General features: G+C 62.8%; 16 protein-coding genes. 5 read left to right on the top strand and 11 right to left on the bottom strand.

Features of this window, described 5'->3' with window-relative positions; translation table 11 throughout:
- Nucleotides 1-4 precede the first annotated feature (4 nt).
- The 6 genes from FEM01_RS07890 to FEM01_RS07865 all read right to left on the bottom strand — a co-directional run bounded on the left by FEM01_RS07890 (nt 5) and on the right by FEM01_RS07865 (nt 8,842).
- Nucleotides 5-1,015 (bottom strand): ABC transporter permease subunit, encoded by a 1,011-nt coding sequence (locus FEM01_RS07890; protein WP_138218871.1) that lies wholly within the window; start codon nt 1,013-1,015, stop codon nt 5-7.
- Between the two features lie 76 nt (nt 1,016-1,091).
- A complete protein-coding gene (locus FEM01_RS07885; RefSeq protein WP_138218870.1) occupies nt 1,092-2,687 on the bottom strand; it encodes an ABC transporter substrate-binding protein in 1,596 nt (531 codons plus the stop codon).
- A gap of 71 nt (nt 2,688-2,758) precedes the next feature.
- On the bottom strand, nt 2,759-4,129 hold the full coding sequence (locus FEM01_RS07880) for an OprD family porin (RefSeq protein ID WP_431188571.1): 1,371 nt from the start codon (nt 4,127-4,129) through the stop codon (nt 2,759-2,761).
- 253 nt (nt 4,130-4,382) lie between these two features.
- Nucleotides 4,383-5,975, bottom strand: a complete 1,593-nt coding sequence (locus tag FEM01_RS07875) for an ABC transporter substrate-binding protein (RefSeq protein ID WP_138218868.1) — start codon at nt 5,973-5,975, stop codon at nt 4,383-4,385.
- A gap of 217 nt (nt 5,976-6,192) precedes the next feature.
- Entirely contained in the window at nt 6,193-7,818 is a 1,626-nt protein-coding gene (locus FEM01_RS07870) for an ABC transporter substrate-binding protein (protein WP_138218867.1), read from the bottom strand.
- A gap of 307 nt (nt 7,819-8,125) precedes the next feature.
- Nucleotides 8,126-8,842, bottom strand: a complete 717-nt coding sequence (locus FEM01_RS07865; protein ID WP_138218866.1) for an SIMPL domain-containing protein — start codon at nt 8,840-8,842, stop codon at nt 8,126-8,128.
- 301 nt (nt 8,843-9,143) lie between these two features.
- Here FEM01_RS07865 and FEM01_RS07860 point away from each other — a divergent pair, with 301 nt between their 5' ends.
- The 4 genes from FEM01_RS07860 to FEM01_RS07845 all read left to right on the top strand — a co-directional run bounded on the left by FEM01_RS07860 (nt 9,144) and on the right by FEM01_RS07845 (nt 13,733).
- Nucleotides 9,144-10,397: an ATP-binding protein gene (locus tag FEM01_RS07860; protein ID WP_138218865.1), complete on the top strand. Its 1,254-nt coding sequence runs from the start codon at nt 9,144-9,146 to the stop codon at nt 10,395-10,397.
- Nucleotides 10,398-10,399: 2 nt separating this feature from the next.
- Nucleotides 10,400-10,960, top strand: a complete 561-nt coding sequence (locus FEM01_RS07855) for a response regulator transcription factor (RefSeq protein WP_138218864.1) — start codon at nt 10,400-10,402, stop codon at nt 10,958-10,960.
- A 412-nt stretch (nt 10,961-11,372) separates the two neighbouring features.
- The gene (locus FEM01_RS07850; protein ID WP_138218863.1) at nt 11,373-12,314 is read left to right on the top strand and encodes an AEC family transporter; all 942 of its coding nucleotides are present in this window, start codon (nt 11,373-11,375) and stop codon (nt 12,312-12,314) included.
- Nucleotides 12,315-12,374: 60 nt separating this feature from the next.
- Nucleotides 12,375-13,733 carry an amino acid permease gene (locus FEM01_RS07845; RefSeq protein WP_138218862.1) on the top strand — a complete coding sequence of 453 codons (1,359 nt, stop codon included), beginning with the start codon at nt 12,375-12,377 and terminating at the stop codon, nt 13,731-13,733.
- An 89-nt stretch (nt 13,734-13,822) separates the two neighbouring features.
- Here FEM01_RS07845 and FEM01_RS07840 read toward each other — a convergent pair whose 3' ends face one another.
- The 5 genes from FEM01_RS07840 to gatC form a co-directional block, all read right to left on the bottom strand.
- A complete protein-coding gene (locus FEM01_RS07840; RefSeq protein WP_138219113.1) occupies nt 13,823-14,866 on the bottom strand; it encodes a calcium/sodium antiporter in 1,044 nt (347 codons plus the stop codon).
- 61 nt (nt 14,867-14,927) lie between these two features.
- A complete protein-coding gene (locus FEM01_RS07835) occupies nt 14,928-15,302 on the bottom strand; it encodes a septal ring lytic transglycosylase RlpA family protein (protein ID WP_138218861.1) in 375 nt (124 codons plus the stop codon).
- 144 nt (nt 15,303-15,446) lie between these two features.
- On the bottom strand, nt 15,447-16,892 hold the full coding sequence (gene gatB, locus FEM01_RS07830) for an Asp-tRNA(Asn)/Glu-tRNA(Gln) amidotransferase subunit GatB (protein WP_138218860.1): 1,446 nt from the start codon (nt 16,890-16,892) through the stop codon (nt 15,447-15,449).
- A gap of 11 nt (nt 16,893-16,903) precedes the next feature.
- Nucleotides 16,904-18,355, bottom strand: a complete 1,452-nt coding sequence (gatA, locus tag FEM01_RS07825; RefSeq protein ID WP_138218859.1) for an Asp-tRNA(Asn)/Glu-tRNA(Gln) amidotransferase subunit GatA — start codon at nt 18,353-18,355, stop codon at nt 16,904-16,906.
- 15 nt (nt 18,356-18,370) lie between these two features.
- Entirely contained in the window at nt 18,371-18,658 is a 288-nt protein-coding gene (gene gatC, locus FEM01_RS07820) for an Asp-tRNA(Asn)/Glu-tRNA(Gln) amidotransferase subunit GatC (RefSeq protein WP_138218858.1), read from the bottom strand.
- Nucleotides 18,659-18,863: 205 nt separating this feature from the next.
- Here gatC and mreB point away from each other — a divergent pair, with 205 nt between their 5' ends.
- Nucleotides 18,864-19,901, top strand: coding sequence for a rod shape-determining protein MreB (gene mreB / locus FEM01_RS07815; RefSeq protein WP_003255163.1), 1,038 nt, complete (start codon nt 18,864-18,866; stop codon nt 19,899-19,901).
- Nucleotides 19,902-20,070 lie beyond the last annotated feature (169 nt).

Here is a 20,070-nt window from a genome sequence, read left to right as displayed (position 1 = left end):
GACCTCAGCGCTGATGACGGATGCGAGGGTTGGCCAGGCCGTAGAGGATGTCCACGACGAAGTTGACCAGGATCACCAGGCAGGCGATCAACAGGATGCCGTTCTGGACCACGGGGTAGTCACGCGCACCGATGGCTTCGATCAGCCATTTGCCGATGCCCGGCCAGGAGAAGATGGTTTCGGTGAGTACCGCACCGGCGAGCAGCGCGCCGACTTGCAGGCCGAACACCGTCAGCACCGGGATCAGCGCATTGCGCAGGCCGTGGACGAACACCACGCGGGCCGGTGACAGGCCCTTGGCGCGGGCGGTGCGGATATAGTCTTCGCGCAGCACTTCGAGCATCGAGGAGCGGGTCATACGGGCGATCACCGCCAGTGGAATGGTGCCCAGCACGATGGCTGGCAGGATCAGGTGCATCAGCGCATCCTTGAACGCACCGTCTTCATCGCTGAGCAGGGTGTCGATGAGCATGAAGCCGGTTTTCGGCTCGATGTCGTAGAGCAGGTCGATACGCCCGGACACTGGCGTCCAGCCCAGGCTCACCGAGAAGAACATGATCAGGATCAGGCCCCACCAGAAGATCGGCATCGAGTAGCCGGCCAACGAAATGCCCATCACCCCATGGTCGAACAGCGAGCCGCGCTTGAGTGCGGCAATCACGCCGGCCAACAGCCCGACGATGCCGGCGAACAAAAGGGCCGCCATGGCCAGTTCCAGGGTGGCCGGGAACAGCGTGGCGAACTCGCTCCAGACACTGGTGCGGGTGCGCAACGACTCGCCCAGGTCGCCCTTGGCGAGCTTGCCGATGTAGTCTAGGTACTGGACGGGCAGGGGTTTGTTCAGGCCCAGGCGCTCCATGGCCTGGGCGTGCATTTCGGGATCGACCCTGCGCTCGCCCATCATCACTTCCACCGGATCGCCGGGGATCAGGCGTATGAGCGCGAAGGTCAGCAAGGTGATACCGAAGAAGGTCGGGATCAACAGGCCCAGGCGCCGTGCAATAAAACTCAACATTGTCGGGGTTACCTCATCAGCCGTTGTACGGCGGTGCCGCCGGTGCCCGTATGGGGTGTCGGCGGTCGTTGTTGTTCTACTTCACCTTGGTGGTGGCGAAGTTGTTGTTGGTCAGGGGATTGATCACGTAGCCCTCCACGTTCTCGCGCATTGCGGTGAACATCTTGGGGTGGGCCATGCTGATCCAGGGCTGGTCCTCATCGTACACCGCCAAGGCCTCGCTATAGAGCCTTGCGCGTTCATCGTTGTCGATCACTTCGCGGGCACGGGTGATCAGCTCCTGGAACCTTGGATTGCACCAGCGGGCATAGTTCTCACCCGTCTTGGCCGCCTCGCAGCCGAGCAAGGGGGTGAGGAAGTTGTCCGGGTCACCGTTGTCGCCGGCCCAGCCTGTAGACACCAGGTCCGCCTCGCCGTTTTTCGCCCGGCGCAGCATTTCGGCCCACTCCATCACGCGGATGTCCAGCCTCAGGCCGATCTTGGCAAGGTCGGCTTGGAGCATTTCGGCGGACAGGCGTGGGTTGGGGTTGGTCGGGCCGCCGCCGTTGCGGGTGAACAGGGTGAGCACCGCGCCGTCAGGGACGCCTGCCTCCTTGAGTAGGGCGCGGGCTTTGGCCAGGTCGTAGGGTGGGCTCTGGTTCCGGGTGTTGTAGCCGATCATCGTGGGTGGATAAGGATTCACCGCCACCAACGCATTGCCTTTGCCGAACAGTTGGTCGACGTGGGTCTGACGGTCGAAGGCCATGTTGATCGCCCGACGCACGCGCGCATCGCTCAGGTACTTGTGCTGGGTGTTCATCGCGATGTAGCCGGTCACCAGCGCTTCGATCTCAGCGACTTTCAGCGTGGGGTCGGCCTTGATCGCCGGCACATCGTCCGGCTTGGGGTACAGCGCCACCTGGCATTCGTTGGCGCGTAGCTTTTGCAAGCGCACGTTGTTGTCGGTGGCGATGGCGAAGACCAGCGTGTCGCTGGGCGGCTTACCACGGAAGTAGTCAGGGTTGGCCTTGTAGCGAACCTGGGCGTCCTTGTTGTAGCGCTGGAAGATGAACGGGCCGGTGCCTATTGGCTTGCTGTTGAGGTCGGCGGTGTTGCCAGCCTTGAGCAACTGGTCGGCATATTCGGCCGAATAGATCGAGGTGAAGGCCATGGCCATGTCACGCAGGAACGGCGCTTCGGGGCGGGTGAGGGTGATGACCACGGTATGCTCGTCGGTTTTCTCCACCGACTTGAGCAGGTCCTTGAAGGCCATGCTCTCGAAGTACGGGTAGCCAACGCTGGTCTTGGCGTGCCACGGGTGATCGGTGCGCAACTGGCGATTCAGGCTCCACAGCACGTCGTCGGCGTTGAGCGTGCGGGTGGGCTTGAAGTAGTCGGTGGTGTGAAACTTTACCCCTTCGCGCAGGTGGAAGGTGTAGGTCAGCCCGTCGGGGCTGATGTCCCAATGCGTCGCCAGGGCCGGCTCGATGTCGGTGGTCCCGGGCTTGAAGTCCACCAGGCGATTGAAGATGGTCTCGGCCGAGGCGTCGGCGGTCACGGCGGTGGTGTATTGCACGATGTCGAAGCCTTCGGGGCTCGCCTCGGTGCACACCACCAGCGGCCTTGCCGCCAGGTTCGACGCCGCGCCCAGGATGAGCGCCGCCAGGGCGGCGCGTAGCGGTAGCGATTTCATGGAACCTCCCTGCAGTGATTGTTCCAGCGTAGCTGCCCCGACCCGCCCAAGGCGGGCCGGGGCGCCGACGGTCAGAGGATGTTGAATGGAATGGTGGTGACGATACGCAGCTCGTCCAGGCTGCCGTCGGCCTGGGCCTTGCTGGCGCGGTGCGCGGTGTAGGTGGCGCGGATGCTGGTGTCTTTCAGCGGCCCGCTCTGTACCGCGTAGCTGGTGCCGATGCCCCACTCGTAGTGGGTCTCGCCATCCATGCCGCGCACGTTGTAAGCGTTACCCTGGTAGTGGGTGCCGTCGATGCCCCAGCCGCGTGCGTTGTACAGGTTGAACTTCAGGCCTGGCACGCCGTAGGCCGCCATGTTCAGCACGTAGCTGATCTGCAGGGACTTTTCGTTCGGGCCGTTGAAGTCCGATAGCAGCGAGTTGGCCAGGTAAATGCCGTTGGTCTCGTGCAGGTAGTCGAAGTATTCATTGCCGTTGACCTGCTGCCAGGAGGCGCTGAGGGTGTGAGCCTGGTGCGTCAGGCCGAACGACAGGCTGTAGGTGTCGTTGTCGATCTGGCCCATTTTCTGGCTGCCTGCGTCCACGGTCTTGTAGTAGTTCAGGCCGGTGGTCAGGCTCAGCACCGCACTGTCGCCCAGCACGTGGTTGGCGCCGAAGTAGTACTGGTTCCAGAAATCCTCGACCTTGGTGGCGTAGAGGCTGGTGGTCAGGCTCTTGAGCGGCTGGTAGTTCAGGCCAACGGTGCTGGCGCGGTCGGTTTCCACGCCGGTCTCGCCATATTCGCTGCGGAACTTGCTCAGGCTCTGCTCGGTACGTGGCGAGACGCGGTCGAAGGTGCCCAGGTCGAACGACAGGTTGTCGAACTCGGCGCTGTGCAGGAATGCGCCCTGGAAGCTCGACGGCAGGGCGCGGTTGCCAATGTAGGCGATCATTGGCGTATCGACCGACTGGCGGCCGAGGGTCAGGGTGGTGTTGGAGACCCGTGCCTTGACGTTGCCCAGGCCCATCTTGCTCCAATGGCCGATCACATCGCCGTCGCTGTGGGTCAGGGTGCGGTTGTTCGGACCGGCGACCGCAGCACGGCCGCGCTCGAGGGCGATGGCGTTGTAGGCAGCGGCTTCGACGGCAAAGCCCACGGTGCCCTGGGTGAAGCCCGAGCTGTAGTCGAGGATGGTGCCTTGCAGCCAGTTGTCACGGCTGTGGGTGGCACGGCGGGTGCCATCGCCTTTGGTGTGGGTGAACAGCGGTGCGCGGGTGGCGCGTTCGCGGGCGTACCAGTTGCGGGTGCTGCCCGACAGGCTCTGGCCATCGATGAAACCCTTGGCCTCGGCCTGCTCGTTGCCTGGCTTGAGGGTGATCGGGACGAAGTCCTGACTTTGCGTCTCGGCCTGGGCCAGGCTGCTGCATGCGCCGATGGCCAGTGCCAGCGCGGTGGTTGTCATGGTTTTCAACGTTGAAGCTCCCTTTGACTCTTTTAGTTATGCCCGTGCCTTGTGAGCGCGGGAGTTGTGCGGTACTGCGTGGGGGTGTTGCCAGGGTTCGCCCGGGATCGCCGGGCCAATTCGGGGATGTGTGTAGCGCGTGTCGGCCTTTTCGCGGGCGAACCCGCTCCCACAGGTGCGATGCGAATCTCACGACCTGCACTGAACCTGTGGGAGCGGGTTTACCCGCGAAGAGGCCCTTGAGGGTTGGGCATCAATCGATGCTCACATCGGAAAACACGTTGCGTCCGAAGGGGCTGACCTTGAAACCCTCGACCTTGACGCTCAGCGGTTGATTGACCGTGGAGTGGGCCACCGGGGTAATCGGCACCTGCTGCTTGAGGCGCTGCTGGGCCTGTTGGTAGAGCGCTGTACGCTGTTCCCGGTCTGTGACCCGCTTGGCCTGCTTGACCAGGGAGTCGTACTCACGGTCGCACCACAGTGAGTAGTTGTTGCTGCCGATGGCATCGCAGCTGTAGAGCGTGCCGAGCCAGTTGTCCGGGTCGCCGTTGTCGCCGGTCCAGCCGATCAGGGCGATGTCGTGCTCGCCGCTCTTCATGCGCTTGAGGTACTCGCCCCATTCGTAGCTGACGATGCGCACCTTCAAGCCCAGCTTGCTCCAGTCCGCCTGGAGCATTTCGGCCATGAGCTTGGCGTTGGGGTTGTAAGGGCGTTGTACCGGCATCGCCCAGAGCGTGACCTCGGTGCCTGGCTTGACCCCAGCCTGTTGCAACAGTTGCTTGGCTTTTTCCGGGTTGTATGGGGCGTCCTTGAGGGTGTCGTCATAGGACCATTGGGTGGGCGGCATGGCGTTGACTGCTGCCTGCCCGGAGTCCTGGTACACCGCCTGGATGATCGCCGGCTTGTTCACCGCCATGTCCATGGCCTGGCGCACGTCGAGGCGGTCGAAAGGCGGGTGCTGGGTGTTGTAGGCGATGTAGCCTAGGTTGAAGCCGGGCTGTTGCAGCACTTGCAGGGTCTTGTCCTGGCGCAGCGCGGCGAGGTCGGCAGGGCGTGGGTGCAGCGTGACCTGGCATTCGTTGCGGCGCAGTTTCTGGATGCGCACCGAGGGGTCGATGTTGATCGAGAACACCAGGTTGTCGAGCTTTACCCGTTCTGGCGCCCAGTATTGCGTGTTGCCCTTGTAGCGGATCTGCGAGTCCTTCTGGTAACGCTGGAACACGAATGGGCCGGTGCCGATCGGGCGCTGGTTGATGTCGCTGGGCTTGCCGTTGGCCAGCAGGTGATCGGCGTACTCGGCGGAAAGGATCGAGGCGAACGCCATGGCCAGGTTCTGGATGAACGCGGCGTCGACATGCTCGAGGGTGAATACCACACTGAGCGGGCCGGTCTTCTCGATGCGGGCGATGTTCTTGTCCAGGCCCATGCTGACGAAGTAGGGAAACTCGGTGGGGTAGGCCTGGCGGAACGGGTGCTGCTTGTCGAGCATGCGGTTGAAGGTGAACAGCACGTCGTCGGCGTTGAACTCACGGCTGGGGGTGAAGGCCTGATTGGCATGGAACTTCACCCCAGGGCGCAGGTGAAAGGTGTAGTGCAGGCCATCTTCGGAGACCTCCCAGTGGGTCGCCAGCGCCGGCTGCACGGCGGTGCCGCCGCGCTCGAACTCGACCAAACGGTTGTACAGTGGCTCGGCGGCATCGTTGTCGGTGGCCGAGGTGTATTGGGCGGTGTCGAACCCCGCCGGGCTGCCTTCGGAACAGAACACCAGGCTGTTGGCCTGGCTCGAGGTGGCTTGGCCGAGCAGGCCAAGTGCGATCAGGGTGGTGCACAGTGTCGTGGTGCGCATGGCAGGTCCTTTGTCCATATCGTCTGGGGCCGCGATGGCTAAAACGCGGCTGCAAGTGGCCTGTCCTGACGATAGGGACGTCAGGACAAGGCAACCAGTGACCGGGAGCTGATAGGGGGGAGAGGGTTTTCCGACAGATTTGCAGGAAATGCCCTACCCATAGCTCGGACGGTTAATCACCCTGCCGACTAACGTCGCGGCAGGGTGGTGCTCACCGTCACTTGGCTACGCTGACCCCATAGAAGGCGTTCAGGCCGAATGGACTGATCTTGAAGTCCTTCACGGACGTGCTCATGGGTTGATACACGGTGGAGTGTGCGATCGGGGTGATCGGCACCTGTTCCTTGAGGATGTGCTGGGCCTTTTGGTACAGCTCGATGCGCTTGGCCTGGTCGGAGGTGGCCTTGGCCTGCTTGATCAGGTCGTCGTAGGGCTTGTAGCACCACTTGGAGAAGTTGTTGCCTTGCAGGGCATCGCAACCGTAGAGGGTACCCAGCCAGTTGTCCGGGTCACCGTTGTCGCCGCTCCAGCCGATCAGCATGGCGCCTTGCTCGCCGGCCTTGGAGCGCTTGATGTACTCGCCCCACTCGTAGCTGACGATCTTGGCCTTGATGCCGATCTTGGCCCAGTCGGACTGAAGCATCTCGGCCATCAGCTTGGCGTTGGGGTTGTAGGGGCGCTGTACCGGCATGGCCCATAGGGTGATCTCGGTACCCTCCTTGATGCCGGCTTCCTTGAGCAGTTGCCTGGCTTTCTCGGGGTCGTACTTGGCGTCTTTGATCGAGGTGTCGTAGGACCATTGGGTGGGCGGCATGGCGTTGACCGCCAACTGGCCGGCGCCCTGGTACACCGATTCGATGATCTGCTGCTTGTTCACCGCCATGTCCAGGGCCTGGCGCACCTTGAGCTGGGCCATGGGGTTGGGCTGGCTTTCGCCCTTGATTGTGTCCATGACGTTGTAGGCGATGTAGCCAAGGTTGAAGCCGGCCTGCTCGGGCATCTGCAGCTTCTTGTCCTGCTTGAGCGGCTCGATGTCGGCTGGGCGCGGGAACAAGGTGACCTGGCACTCGTTCTTCTTGAGCTTCTGCATGCGCACCGAGGCGTCGGTGCTGATGGCGAAGATCAGGTTGTCGATCTTCACGTCATCGGGATTCCAGTAGTCCTTGTTGCCCTTGTAGCGGATCTGGGCATCCTTCTGGTACTTGCTGAACACGAACGGCCCGGTGCCGATGGGTTTCTGGTTGATGTCGGCGGCCTTGCCTTGCTTGAGCAGTTGCTCGGCGTACTCGGCGGACTGGATCGAGGCGAAGCTCATGGCAAGGTTCTGGATGAAGGCGGCATCCACCTCGTTCAGGGTGAAGCGCACGGTATGCGCGTCGACCTTCTCGATATGCGCGATGTTCTTATCCATGCCCATGTCGGTGAAGTACGGGAACTCGGTGGGGTATGCCTTACGGAACGGGTGGTCCTTGTCGAGCATGCGTTCGAAGGTGAACAGCACGTCGTCGGCGTTGAAGGTGCGGGTGGGCTTGAAGTAGTCGGTGGTGTGGAACTTGACCCCGTCGCGCAGGTGGAACGTGTAGGTTTTGCCGTCTTCGGAGACTTCCCAGCGGGTGGCCAGGCCGGGAATCACCGCAGTGCCGCCCCGTTCGAACTGGGTCAGACGGTTGAAAATGGTTTCGGCGGAGGCGTCGAAGTCGGTTCCGGTGGTGTACTGCCCTGGGTCGAAACCGGCCGGGCTGCCTTCTGAGCAGAACACCAGGTTGGACGCGGCGAGGGCGGAAGGTGCGCCAGCTAGCAAGCCTGCGCCGACCAGAAACGGAATGACTGCGTGTTTGAGCATGGTGGCCTCATTGTTTTCATTTTTTGAATTGAGGCGGCCTCGTGAGCCGACCTGCGGAAACTTATGCAGGGGGCATTCCCATTGCAACAGGCAACTGCCGGGTTGAAGGGTAAAAGTGGCACGACAGTACATGAATGTCGCATTCGTATAATTTTTGCGGATGTTGAACGTTTGCGCAGTAAAAATGAGCTAGTTTTTCAGCATGTTTCGCGAAGAGAGTGATGGCAAGATGCCCCCGAAATGGGCGTAGGAAAGGTCTGAAACTGTTGTACGAGGCGGATTACACCGCCTCGCAGTCGGGTGGGGGTCAGGGCATCTGGACTTCGATCAGGCCATCGGCGCTCATGCTGACTTCGCTGGTGCCCGCTTCGATGTCCGGCGCAGGTGCCGCTTCGTCGGCAGCCTTGGCCATCATCGCCATCGGGGCGCTGCGCAGGTACGGGCGTGGGTAGCCGCTGCTGTTCAGGTTCAGGCTGACCACCTTGTAGCCGTTGCCACCGAGGGCCTCGGTGGCCAGTTGCGCGCGAGCCTTGAAGGCGGCCACGGCGTCCTTGAGCAGTTCGTCTTCGCTGGCCTTGCGCGTGGATGGGGCAATTGAGAAGTCCATGCCGCCCATCTTCAAGTCCTGCAGCAGTTCGCCGGTGAGGTTGGACAGGGCAGGGAAGTCGGCGCTTTCCAGCCGCAGTTCGGCACGCTCGCGCCAGCCTGTGATCTTCTGGCCTTTGCTGTCGTAGATCGGGTAGCTATTGCGGCTGCCCTGGCTGATCTTCACGTCCTTGACCGCGCGCGCCTGTTGAACGGCTTTGTTCAGGGTCTCGGTGATCTGCTTGGCCAGTTTGCCCGCATCGGTGTTCTGCGCTTCGCTGTACAGCGTGACTACCATCAGGTCGCGGGCGACTTCCTTGCTGACTTCGGCGCGCAGCGAAACCTGGTTATAGCGCGGCTCGTCAGCAGCCAGGGCCGGCAGGCTGGCCAGCAGGCCACAGGACAGGGCGAACGCGGCACCGCGACGTGAAATGTGCATGTGTAGCTCCTTGGCAAATAGAGGGCGTGGCGAAGCAGTGCGTGCCACGCATGGCCGATCTGACCGGGGACATTTTAGGCAGTTCAAAGCTTCAAGCTTCAAACTGCAAGAAAGTATGTAGACGAACCGAAGGCCGATGTAACCTGTCCTGGCGTCGGACGGGTTATGCCAGATACCGTGATCAGCTTGCAGCTCGTCTCTAGAAGCTTAGCGGTGTGGCGCTTTGCCGCATCGCAGCAGCGAGGCGCCTGGCTTCGGTATACTTCAGCCGATTTTCCTGAAGCACTCATCGGGAGAGCGCATGCTCGCCGCCGTACACCCGCTTTCCGCGACCCGCCAGAATCTCTGGCGCCTGACCTTTATCCGCATCCTTGTGCTGGCCGCCCAGGCAGGCTCGGTGGGGGTCGCCTACTGGACCGAACTGCTACCGCTGCCCTGGCTTTCGCTGGCGGTCACGCTGGCCTTGTCTTCGCTGCTATGTGCGTTCACCGCGCTGCGCCTGCGCCTGTCGCTGCCAGTCACCGAGACCGAATACGCCCTGCAATTGGCCTGCGATCTGCTGATCCACAGCGCGTTGCTTTACTACACTGGCGGCTCGACCAACCCGTTCGTCTCCTACTACCTGGTGCCGCTGGCGATCGCCGCAGTCACTCTGCCGTGGCTCTACTCGCTGGTGCTCTCGGGCATCGCCCTGGTGGCCTACAGCCTGCTGCTGGTGCAGTTCTACCCGCTGGAGACGCTGCCGCTGGCCCGTGACACCATGCAGGTGTACGGCATGTGGTTGAGTATCGCCCTGGCAGCGGCGGTGATTACCTTCTTTGCCGCGCGCATGGCCGAGGAGCTGCGCCGCCAGGAGCACCTGCGCGCCGAGCGCCGTGAAGAAAGCCTGCGCGACGAGCAACTGCTGGCCGTGGCGACCCAAGCCGCAGGCGCAGCCCACGAACTGGGCACGCCACTGGCGACCATGAGTGTGTTGCTCAACGAGATGCGCCAAGATCACCCCGACCCGCTGTTGCAGGAAGACCTGCAAATCCTTCAGGACCAGGTCAAGCTGTGCAAAGAGACGTTGCAGCAGTTGGTGCGCGCCGCCGAGGCTAATCGTCGGCTGGCGATTGTCGAGCAGGATGTCACTGCCTGGCTCGACGAAGCGCTCAACCGTTGGCACTTGATGCGTCCCGAGGCCAGCTACCGTTTCCAGCGCCTGCGCGATGGCGAGGTGCCGCGGCTGAGCCCGCCGCCGGACCTGACCCAGGCGCTGCTGAATTTGCTGAACAACGCCGCCGATGCCTGCCCGGACGATCTTCAGGTTCAGTTGGACTGGACGTCCCAGGACATTCTCATCAGCATCCGCGACCACGGACCGGGCGTACCGCCAGCGATCGCCGAGGCTATCGGCAAACCTTTCATTACCACCAAGGGCAAAGGCTTCGGCCTGGGCCTGTTCTTGAGCAAGGCCAGCGTGACCCGTGCGGGCGGTTCGGTGAAACTCTATAGTCACGAGCAGGGCGGCACCCTGACCGAATTGCGCCTGCCCCATGGCAAGCGAGGAGATTAACGATGAGCGAAGAAAACCAGGTCGACGGCGAAGAACTACCGCACCTGTTGCTGGTGGACGATGACGCCACTTTCACCCGCGTGATGGCACGCGCCATGAGCCGTCGAGGTTTTCGCGTGAGCACCGCAGGCTCCGCCGAAGAAGGCCTGAAACTGGCCGAACAGGACCTGCCGGACTACGCCACGCTGGACTTGAAAATGGAAGGCGATTCGGGCTTGGTCTTGCTGCCCAAGCTGTTGGAGCTCGACCCCGAGATGCGCGTGGTGATTCTCACCGGCTATTCGAGCATCGCCACGGCAGTGGAGGCGGTCAAGCGCGGCGCCTGCAACTACCTGTGCAAGCCCGCAGACGCCGACGACGTACTGGCGGCATTACTCTCGGAGCATACCGACCTGGACACCCTGGTGCCGGAGAACCCGATGTCGGTTGACCGCCTACAGTGGGAACACATCCAACGCGTGCTGGGCGAGCACGAAGGCAACATTTCCGCCACTGCGCGGGCGTTGGGCATGCACCGGCGTACTCTGCAGCGCAAGTTGCAGAAGCGCCCGGTTCGTCGCTGATACACATTACTTGTTGATTTAAAACGGTTTCTGTAGGAGATCACCCAGCCCTTTGGGCTGCGCTGTCGCGCAGAGAACTGATTTCGCAAGCGCTCCGCGTACCCTGTGGGAGCGGGCTTGCCCGCGAAGCAGGCGACTCGGTGGATGGCACCGGCTTTGCCGGTGTTCGCGGGCAAGCCCGCTCCCACAGATTCCTTCTAAATCAACAAGTTATGTGTATTTCTATGAGAGCGGCCTTGTGCCGCGAATGGGCTGTACAAGGCCGCTCCTACGCAGGACACGCCTTACTGACGCGATAAGGCCATAAGTGGCATGAACAGCGTTAAAGTCCTCCTCGATCCCCGCAATGCCTGAACTGTTGGCGTATCATTAGCCCCCTAACGGCAACTCCCTCGCTCAGGACCGCTTGCGCATGCTCGCCCTTCTCATCCAGACGCTGAACATCACGGCTCCGGTCTTCGCCATGCTGTTCATGGGCATGCTGCTCAAACGCATCGGCCTGATCGACGACAATTTCAGCAGGGTCGCCTCGTCGCTGGTGTTCAACGTGTGCATGCCGGCGTTGTTGTTTCTTGGCATCTATCACGCTGACCTTGCCGCCGCCGTCAAGCCGGGGGTGATCTTTTACTTCATCGCCGCCACCCTGGTCGGGTTTGCGCTGTCCTGGGGCCTGGCCATTTGGCGCAGCCCACTGGCCGACCGTGGCATCTATACCCAGGGCGCATTTCGCGGCAACAATGGGGTGATCGGCCTGGCCCTGGCCGCCAGCCTGTATGGCGACTACGGTATTTCCCTGGGGGCGGTGCTGGCGGGCTTGGTGATCCTCATGTACAACTCGCTGTCGGCGGTGGTGCTGGCGGTGTACAGCCCGGACCTGAAGTCCGACCCGTGGAGCCTGTGCAAGAGCATCTTCAGCAATCCGCTGATCCTCAGCGTGCTGGCGGCTGCGCCTATGGCTTACTGGCAGGTGCCGTTGCCCAACTGGGTGCTGACATCGGGCGATTATCTGGCGCAGATGACCCTGCCGTTGGCGCTGATCTGCATTGGGGGCACCTTGTCGCTGGCGGCGCTGCGCGACAGCGGTAAGCTGGCGGTGGACGCAAGCCTGGTGAAGATGGTCTGGTTGCCGATCCTGGGCACCCTCGGCGCGTGGTTGTGCGGTTTTCGCGGCGCCGAGCTGGGGATCCTGTTTCTCTACATCGGCAGCCCGACCGCTGCGGCCAGCTATGTGATGGCCCGGGCCGCCAACGGTAACCATGAGCTGGCGGCGTCTATTATCGTGATCACCACGCTGATGGCAGCGATTACCACCAACATCGGCATTTTCGTCTTGCAGTGGGGCGGCTGGATTTAGTCGTCTGCGCAGCCTACTGCACATAAAACCAATAACACGGCCTCACCTAAAGGACACTTCATGCAAGACCAGAGTAGCCCCGAGCGCTTGCAGCGCGGGCTGAAGAACCGCCATATACAACTGATCGCGCTGGGCGGTGCGATTGGCACCGGGCTGTTCCTGGGCATCGCCCAGACCATCCAGCTGGCTGGCCCTTCGGTATTGCTGGGCTATGCCATCGCTGGCCTGATGGCCTTCCTGATCATGCGCCAGCTCGGCGAGATGGTGGTCGAGGAGCCGGTTGCCGGCAGCTTCAGCCACTTCGCCCACCAGTACTGGAACGAGTTCGCCGGGTTCGTTTCGGGCTGGAACTACTGGGTGGTGTACGTGTTGGTGGGCATGGCCGAGCTGACGGCGGTGGGCATCTACATCAAGTACTGGTGGCCGGACTTCCCCACCTGGGCCACGGCGGCGATCTTCTTCGTGGTGATCAATGCCATCAACCTGACTCAAGTGAAGGTGTACGGGGAGCTGGAGTTCTGGTTCTCGCTGGTCAAGGTGGTGGCCATCGTCAGCATGATCGGCTTCGGTGCCTGGTTGCTAGGCAGCGGCCAGGGTGGCCCGGACGCCAGCGTCGCCAACCTGTGGCAGTACGGTGGCTTCTTCCCCAATGGCGTGAGCGGGCTGGTGATGGCGCTGGCGGTGATCATGTTCAGTTTTGGTGGTCTGGAGCTGGTGGGTATCACCGCCGCCGAAGCTGCCAATCCGCGTGAGAGCATCCCGAAGGCCACCAACCAGGTGGTCTACCGCATCCTGATTTTCTATATCGGCGCCTTGGCGGTGCTGCTGTCGCTGTACCCGTGGCAGAAGGTGGTGCAGGGCGGTAGCCCGTTCGTGATGATCTTCCACGAACTCGACAGCGACCTGGTGGCGACCATCCTCAACGTCGTGGTGCTGACCGCTGCGCTGTCGGTCTACAACAGCTGCGTGTACGCCAACAGCCGCATGCTGTTCGGCCTGGCATCCCAGGGCGATGCGCCACGCCAGTTGCTCAAGGTCAGCCGCCGTGGCGTACCGCTCACGGCACTGGGGGTGTCTGCGTTCGCCACGGGCATGTGTGTGGTGATCAACTACCTGATGCCGGGCGAAGCTTTTGGCCTGCTGATGGCACTTGCCGTATCGGCGCTGGTGATCAACTGGGCGAGCATCAGCATCACCCACCTGAAATTCCGCAAGGCCAAGCTGGCTGCCGGTGTGACCCCGTTCTACCGCAGCTGGGGGCATCCGATCAGCAACTACCTGTGCCTGGCGTTCATCGTGCTGATTCTGGTGGTGATGTACCTGACGCCGCCGATCCGCATCTCGGTGATGCTGATTCCGGCGTGGATCGCGGTGTTGTGGGTGGCATTCAAGATGAAGAAGGCGCGCCAGGCTAACTGAGTGGGCTTCTTCGTGGGCAAGCCCGCCCCCACAGGACCGCGCACAGACTGGTTCGAGCGCTGTACCTGTGGGGGTATTTTATCCGCGACTCAGTGTTGGCGGCGCCAGGCGCGAAGCGTCGTGTACAGCAGCACGAGCGCGAGCGCCGGGAGTACGTAGAAAAGCATCAGTCTTTCAAGGCGCCCAGCCAGCGGCAGCCCGGTGGTAAAGGTCACCACGTGCAGGCCGTAGGCCAGGTACAGGCAGAGGAACACTAGGCCTTCGGCTCGGGTGACCCGGTAACCTGAATAGAACACTGGCAGGCACAGCGCGGCGACGCCGAGCATCACCGGCAGGTCGAAGTCCAGCGCGTTGGGTGAGATCGACAGCGGCTCGGGGGCCACCAGGGCAGTCGTTCCCAGCACTGCGAGTAGGTTGAACAGGTTGCTGCCGATCACCGTGCCCACCGCGATCTCGCGCTCACCGCGCAAGGCGGCGATCAGCGCAGCCGCCAGCTCCGGCAACGAGGTGCACACCGCCACGACGGTCAAGCCGATCACCCGTTCGGACAATCCCAGGTCGGTGGCCACTTCCACCGCTGCCTCCAGCAGCAGATGCCCCGCCAGGCTGAGCAGGATGAACCCCAGCAGCACTTGCCCCAGCGTGCCGCTCCAGAAGCGCCAGGCATGCACATGGGCGGCGGGCGCGGCGGGGTAGGTGCGCGCATAGTGGCGCGACTGGTGCCAGAGCATCAGCAGGTAGCCTGCAAGGCCTAGCAGCAGCATTGCACCCTCGAAGCGGCCCAGCAGGCCATTGCTGGCCAGCAGGTAGACCAGCGCGCTGGCCGCGATCATCAGTGGAATATCCAGGCGCACCAGCTGGCGTGATACGCGCAGCGGAATGATCAGCGCTGCCAGCCCGAGAATCACCAGGACGTTGAAGATATTGCTGCCGATCACGCTGCCCACTGCTACGTCTGGCGCGCCCTGATAGGCGGCTTGCAGGCTCACGGTGAGCTGCGGGGCGGTGCTGCCGAAGGCGACCAGGCTCAGGCCGATGATCAGCGGGCGTACGTGCAGGCGGGTGGCCAGGCGCAGGGCGGCGCGCACCAGCAGTTCGGCGCCGATGATCAGCAGCAACAGGCCAGTGCCCAGTTGCAGCAGGCTGAAGGTGGGGAGAGTGGCCAGGTCGAAAATGGCAGGGGCTCCAGTTGGATCAGTCAGACAGACCTTGTACCCGTACGCGCGCGGTTCCGCTACGCAGCATGCCGATTTTTTCTGCGGCAGCACGTGACAGGTCGATCAGCCGGCCGCGGGTATGGGGTCCCCGGTCGTTGATCCGCACCACGACACTGCGTTGGTTGGCGAGGTTGGTGACCAGCAGCCGGGTGCCGAACGGCAGGCTGCGGTGGGCGGCGGTCAGGCCATGCTGGTTGAAGGGTTCGCCGCTGGCGGTGCGCTTGCCGTGGTGGCGTGCGCCGTAATACGAGGCAGTGCCGGTTTCGTCGTAGCCGCGCGGGTCGATGTCATGGCTGGCACAGCCGGCCAAGGTAGAGAAAAGAGCCAGGGTGGCAAGGGACCGTTTTAGCAAGACGGGTGATCTCCAGGGCGGCCATTCGCGGGCAAGCCCGCTCCACAAGAAAGTCGCTGCCAGTGAATGCGCCGCTGTACCTGTGGGAGCGGGCTTGCCCGCGAACGAGGGCAGAGCCCTCGCAGGATTGCAGGGGTGAAACAATCACCCTTCGAGCTTGGCCTTGAGCAATTGGTTCACTTGCCCTGGGTTGGCCTTGCCTTTGGAGGCTTTCATCGCCTGGCCGACGAAGAAGCCGAACATCTTGCCGCGTTTGGCCTCATCGGCGGCGCGGTACTGTTCGACCTGCTCGGCGTTGGCGGCGAGCATCTCGTCGAGCATCTTGTCGATTGCGCCGGTGTCGGTGACCTGCTTGAGGCCTTTGCTTTCGATGATGCTGTCGGCATCGCCTTCACCGGCAGCCATGGCCTCGAACACGGTCTTGGCGATCTTGCCGCTGATGGTGTTGTCGCGAATACGTACCAGCATGCCGCCCAGATGCTCGGCGCTGACCGGCGACTGGTCGATCTCCAGGCCCAGCTTGTTCAGCAGGCTGCCCAGCTCGACCATGACCCAGTTGGCGGCCAGCTTGGCGTCGCCGCCAATCGTCACGACCTGCTCGAAGTAATCGGCCTGTTCGCGGCTGGAGGCCAGCACGTTGGCGTCGTAGGCCGACAGGCCGTATTGGCTCTGGAAGCGCTCGACCTTCTGCGTCGGCAGCTCCGGCAGTGCGGCGCGCACGGTTTCGAGGAAGCCGGGTTCGATGACCACCGGCAGCAGGTCCGGGTCGGGGAAGTAACGGTAGTCGTTGGCTTCCTCCTTGCTGCGCATGGAGCGGGTTTCGTCCTTGTTCGGGTCGTACAGGCGGGTTTCCTGGACCACCTTGCCGCCGTCCTCGATCAGGTCGATCTGGCGCTGGATCTCGCTGTTGATCGCACGTTCGATGAAGCGGAACGAGTTGACGTTCTTGATCTCGCAGCGGGTGCCGAACTCTGCTTGGCCTTTCGGGCGTACCGAGACGTTGCAGTCGCAACGCAGCGAGCCTTCGGCCATGTTGCCGTCGCAGATGCCCAGGTAACGCACCAGGGCGTGGATCGCCTTGACGTAGGCCACCGCTTCCTTGGCGCTGCGCATGTCCGGCTCGGAGACGATCTCCAGCAGCGGGGTACCTGCGCGGTTAAGGTCGATGCCGGTAGCGCCGTTGAAGTCTTCGTGCAGGCTTTTGCCGGCGTCTTCTTCAAGGTGCGCGCGGGTCACGCCGATGCGCTTGAGGGTGCCATCTTCCAGGGCGATGTCCAGGTGGCCCTTGCCGACGATCGGCAGGTCCATCTGGCTGATCTGGTAGCCCTTGGGCAGGTCGGGATAGAAGTAGTTCTTGCGCGCGAACACGTTGCGCGGGCCGATCTCGGCATCGATCGCCAGGCCGAACATACACGCCATGCGCACGGCCTCCTGGTTGAGCACCGGCAGCACGCCGGGCATGCCCAGGTCGACCAGGCTGGCCTGGGTGTTCGGCTCGGAACCGAAGGTGGTGGCGCTGCCGGAGAAAATCTTCGACTGGGTGGCGAGCTGGGTATGAATCTCCAGCCCGATCACAACTTCCCATTGCATGTGTGAATTCCTCAGAAGCCGTTGGGGGCGCGGGTGTGCCAGTCGGTGACTTGCTGGTACCGGTGCGCGACGTTGAGCAGGCGGCCTTCCTGGAAATACGGGGCCAGCAGTTGCACGCCCACCGGCAGGCCATCGACGAAGCCGGCCGGCATCGACAGGCCCGGCAGGCCTGCCAGGTTGGCGGTGATGGTGTAGACGTCTTCCAGGTACGCGGCGACCGGGTCGGCGTTCTTCGAGCCGAGCTTCCAGGCCGGGTTTGGCGTGGTTGGGCCGAGGATCAGGTCGACATCGTTGAATGCGGCCATGAAGTCGTTCTTGATCAGGCGGCGGATCTGTTGGGCCTTGACGTAGTAGGCGTCGTAGTAGCCGGCCGACAGCGCATAGGTGCCGACCATGATGCGCCGCTGCACTTCAACTCCGAAACCTTCGCCACGCGAGCGTTTGTACAGGTCGGTGAGGTCCTTGGGCTCCGCGCAGCGGTGGCCGAAACGCACGCCGTCGAAACGCGACAGGTTGGAGGAGGCTTCGGCGGGGGCGATCACGTAGTAAGCAGGAATTGCGTGCTGCATGTTCGGCAGGCTGATCTGCTTGACCACCGCGCCGAGCTTTTCCAGCTCCTTGACGCTGGCCTGGACCAGTTCGGCGATACGTGGGTCGAGACCGGCGCCGAAGTATTCCTTCGGCAGACCGATGCGCAGGCCTTGCAGCGAGCCGTTGAGCGTGGCGCTGTAGTCCGGTACCGGCTCATCGACGCAGGTAGAGTCCTTGGCGTCGAAACCGGCCATGCCTTGCAGCAGCAGGGCGCAGTCTTCGGCGCTGCGGGCCATCGGGCCGCCCTGGTCGAGGCTGGAGGCGTAGGCGATCATGCCCCAGCGCGAGACGCGACCGTAGGTCGGCTTCAGGCCGGTGAGGTTGGTCAGTGCGGCGGGCTGGCGGATCGAACCACCAGTATCGGTACCGGTGGCCACCGGCAGCAGGCGCGCTGCGACCGCCGCTGCCGAACCGCCTGACGAGCCGCCCGGTACGTGTTCGAGGCTCCATGGGTTCTTGACCGCACCGTAGTGGCTGGACTCATTGGCCGAGCCCATGGCGAACTCGTCCATGTTGGTTTTGCCCAGGGTGACCATGCCGGCTTCGGCCAGTTTGGCGACCACGGTGGCGTCGTACGGGGCGGTGAAACTGTCGAGCATCTTCGAGCCGCAGCTGGTGCGCACGCCCGTGGTGCAGAACAGGTCCTTGTGGGCGATCGGTGCGCCCAGCAGCGCGCCGGTTTCGCCGGCAGCGCGGCGGGCGTCGGCGGCACGCGCCTGTTCCAGGGCCTGTTGCTCGGTGACGGTGATGAAGCTGTTGAGCTGTGGATCGAGCTGCTTGATGCGCGACAGCAGCGCGCCGGTCAGCTCTTCGGAAGAGAACGACTTGTCGGCGAGGCCGCGGGCGATCTCGGCGAGAGACAGTTGGTGCATGGCGGACGCTTTCCCTTAATCGATGACTTTCGGAACCAGGTACAGACCGTTCTCGGTCGACGGGGCGACGGCTTGGTAGCGGTCGCGCTGGTTGCTTTCGGTGACCTGGTCGGGACGCAGACGTTGGGTGGTTTCCAGCGGGTGGGCGAGGGGTTCGATGCCGCTCGTGTCGACAGCCTGCATCTGGTCGACCAGCCCGAGAATACTGTTCAAGGCGTCGGTAATGCGTGGCAGTTCGCTGTCATCCAGACCCAGGCGGGCCAGATGGGCGATCTTTTCCACGTCGGAGCGTTGAAGCGCCATGGGGATCTCCAGGAGAAACGAAAAAGCGCAATGGCTGCGCAATTGAGGAACATGACGGGATTCTGGCGGTCAAAGGGCCGCGATCATCGGCAGGCATGCTCGGAAAAACAGCCAATTTAACATATTGGCTCCTTGCCCAAAATCCCTGCCATTGTTAGAGTTTGCCGCACTTTTTTACCCACGCTTTCCCCAGGGTCACTTTCCCATGTTCAAGAAACTGCGTGGCATGTTTTCCAGCGATCTGTCCATCGACCTGGGTACTGCCAACACCCTTATTTACGTGCGTGAGCGCGGTATCGTCCTGAATGAGCCCTCGGTTGTTGCCATCCGTACCCACGGCAACCAGAAAAGCGTCGTCGCTGTCGGTACCGAAGCCAAGCGCATGCTCGGCCGCACGCCAGGCAACATTGCCGCCATTCGTCCGATGAAGGACGGCGTGATCGCCGACTTCAGCGTTTGTGAAAAAATGCTGCAGTACTTCATCAACAAAGTGCACGAAAACAGCTTCCTGCAGCCCAGCCCGCGCGTGCTGATCTGCGTGCCGTGCAAATCCACCCAGGTGGAGCGCCGTGCCATCCGTGAATCGGCCCTCGGTGCCGGTGCTCGCGAAGTGTTCCTGATCGAAGAGCCCATGGCCGCTGCCATCGGCGCTGGCCTGCCGGTCGAAGAAGCCCGTGGCTCGATGGTCGTGGACATCGGTGGCGGTACTACCGAAATCGCCCTGATCTCGCTCAACGGCGTGGTCTATGCCGAATCCGTACGGGTTGGTGGCGACCGTTTCGACGAAGCCATCGTCACCTACGTGCGCCGTAACTACGGCAGCCTGATCGGCGAATCCACCGCCGAGCGCATCAAGCAGGAAATCGGCACCGCTTATCCAGGCGGCGAAGTCCGCGAAGTGGATGTGCGTGGCCGTAACCTGGCCGAAGGCGTACCGCGTGCCTTCACCCTGAACTCCAACGAAGTGCTCGAAGCCCTGCAAGAGTCGCTGGCAACCATCGTCCAGGCGGTCAAGAGCGCCCTGGAGCAATCGCCGCCAGAGCTGGCCTCGGACATCGCCGAGCGCGGCCTGGTGCTGACCGGTGGTGGTGCCTTGCTGCGTGACCTGGACAAGCTGCTGGCCCAGGAAACCGGCCTGCCGGTGATCGTCGCCGAAGACCCGCTGACGTGCGTCGCGCGTGGCGGTGGCCGTGCGCTGGAAATGATGGACAAGCACGCCATGGACCTGCTCTCCAGCGAGTGATCGCGGTTGCAGTGCAGCGCTCTGGTTTACAGGTAGCACGTGCAGTGCTACCTGTATGCGCTTAGGCGGCGCCGCCTGTGGCGCCGTTTCCGTCAATCCGCAGACAGGCCGGTGCATTGCCCCATGTCCCATGACCTCCTGAATCGTCGTCCACGAGGAACGGCCCATT

Source organism: Pseudomonas mosselii (assembly GCF_005796105.1).
Taxonomy (GTDB): domain Bacteria; phylum Pseudomonadota; class Gammaproteobacteria; order Pseudomonadales; family Pseudomonadaceae; genus Aquipseudomonas; species Aquipseudomonas mosselii_C.
The sequence above is the reverse complement of the archived record's forward strand: the minus strand, read 5'-3'. Positions and strand labels throughout refer to the sequence as shown.

Bases quoted from the DNA above. Each gene is read 5' to 3' on its own strand.
- FEM01_RS07850 (WP_138218863.1), top strand. From the start codon at position 11,373: ATGCTCGCCCTTCTCATCCAGACGCTGAACATCACGGCTCCGGTCTTC.
- FEM01_RS07845 (WP_138218862.1), top strand. From the start codon at position 12,375: ATGCAAGACCAGAGTAGCCCCGAGCGCTTGCAGCGCGGGCTGAAGAAC.
- FEM01_RS07855 (WP_138218864.1), top strand. From the start codon at position 10,400: ATGAGCGAAGAAAACCAGGTCGACGGCGAAGAACTACCGCACCTGTTG.
- gatC (WP_138218858.1), bottom strand. From the start codon at position 18,658: ATGGCGCTTCAACGCTCCGACGTGGAAAAGATCGCCCATCTGGCCCGC.
- mreB (WP_003255163.1), top strand. From the start codon at position 18,864: ATGTTCAAGAAACTGCGTGGCATGTTTTCCAGCGATCTGTCCATCGAC.
- FEM01_RS07875 (WP_138218868.1), bottom strand. From the start codon at position 5,975: ATGCGCACCACGACACTGTGCACCACCCTGATCGCACTTGGCCTGCTC.
- FEM01_RS07885 (WP_138218870.1), bottom strand. From the start codon at position 2,687: ATGAAATCGCTACCGCTACGCGCCGCCCTGGCGGCGCTCATCCTGGGC.
- FEM01_RS07860 (WP_138218865.1), top strand. From the start codon at position 9,144: ATGCTCGCCGCCGTACACCCGCTTTCCGCGACCCGCCAGAATCTCTGG.
- gatA (WP_138218859.1), bottom strand. From the start codon at position 18,355: ATGCACCAACTGTCTCTCGCCGAGATCGCCCGCGGCCTCGCCGACAAG.
- gatB (WP_138218860.1), bottom strand. From the start codon at position 16,892: ATGCAATGGGAAGTTGTGATCGGGCTGGAGATTCATACCCAGCTCGCC.
- FEM01_RS07880 (WP_431188571.1), bottom strand. From the start codon at position 4,129: ATGACAACCACCGCGCTGGCACTGGCCATCGGCGCATGCAGCAGCCTG.
- FEM01_RS07870 (WP_138218867.1), bottom strand. From the start codon at position 7,818: ATGCTCAAACACGCAGTCATTCCGTTTCTGGTCGGCGCAGGCTTGCTA.
- FEM01_RS07890 (WP_138218871.1), bottom strand. From the start codon at position 1,015: ATGTTGAGTTTTATTGCACGGCGCCTGGGCCTGTTGATCCCGACCTTC.
- FEM01_RS07865 (WP_138218866.1), bottom strand. From the start codon at position 8,842: ATGCACATTTCACGTCGCGGTGCCGCGTTCGCCCTGTCCTGTGGCCTG.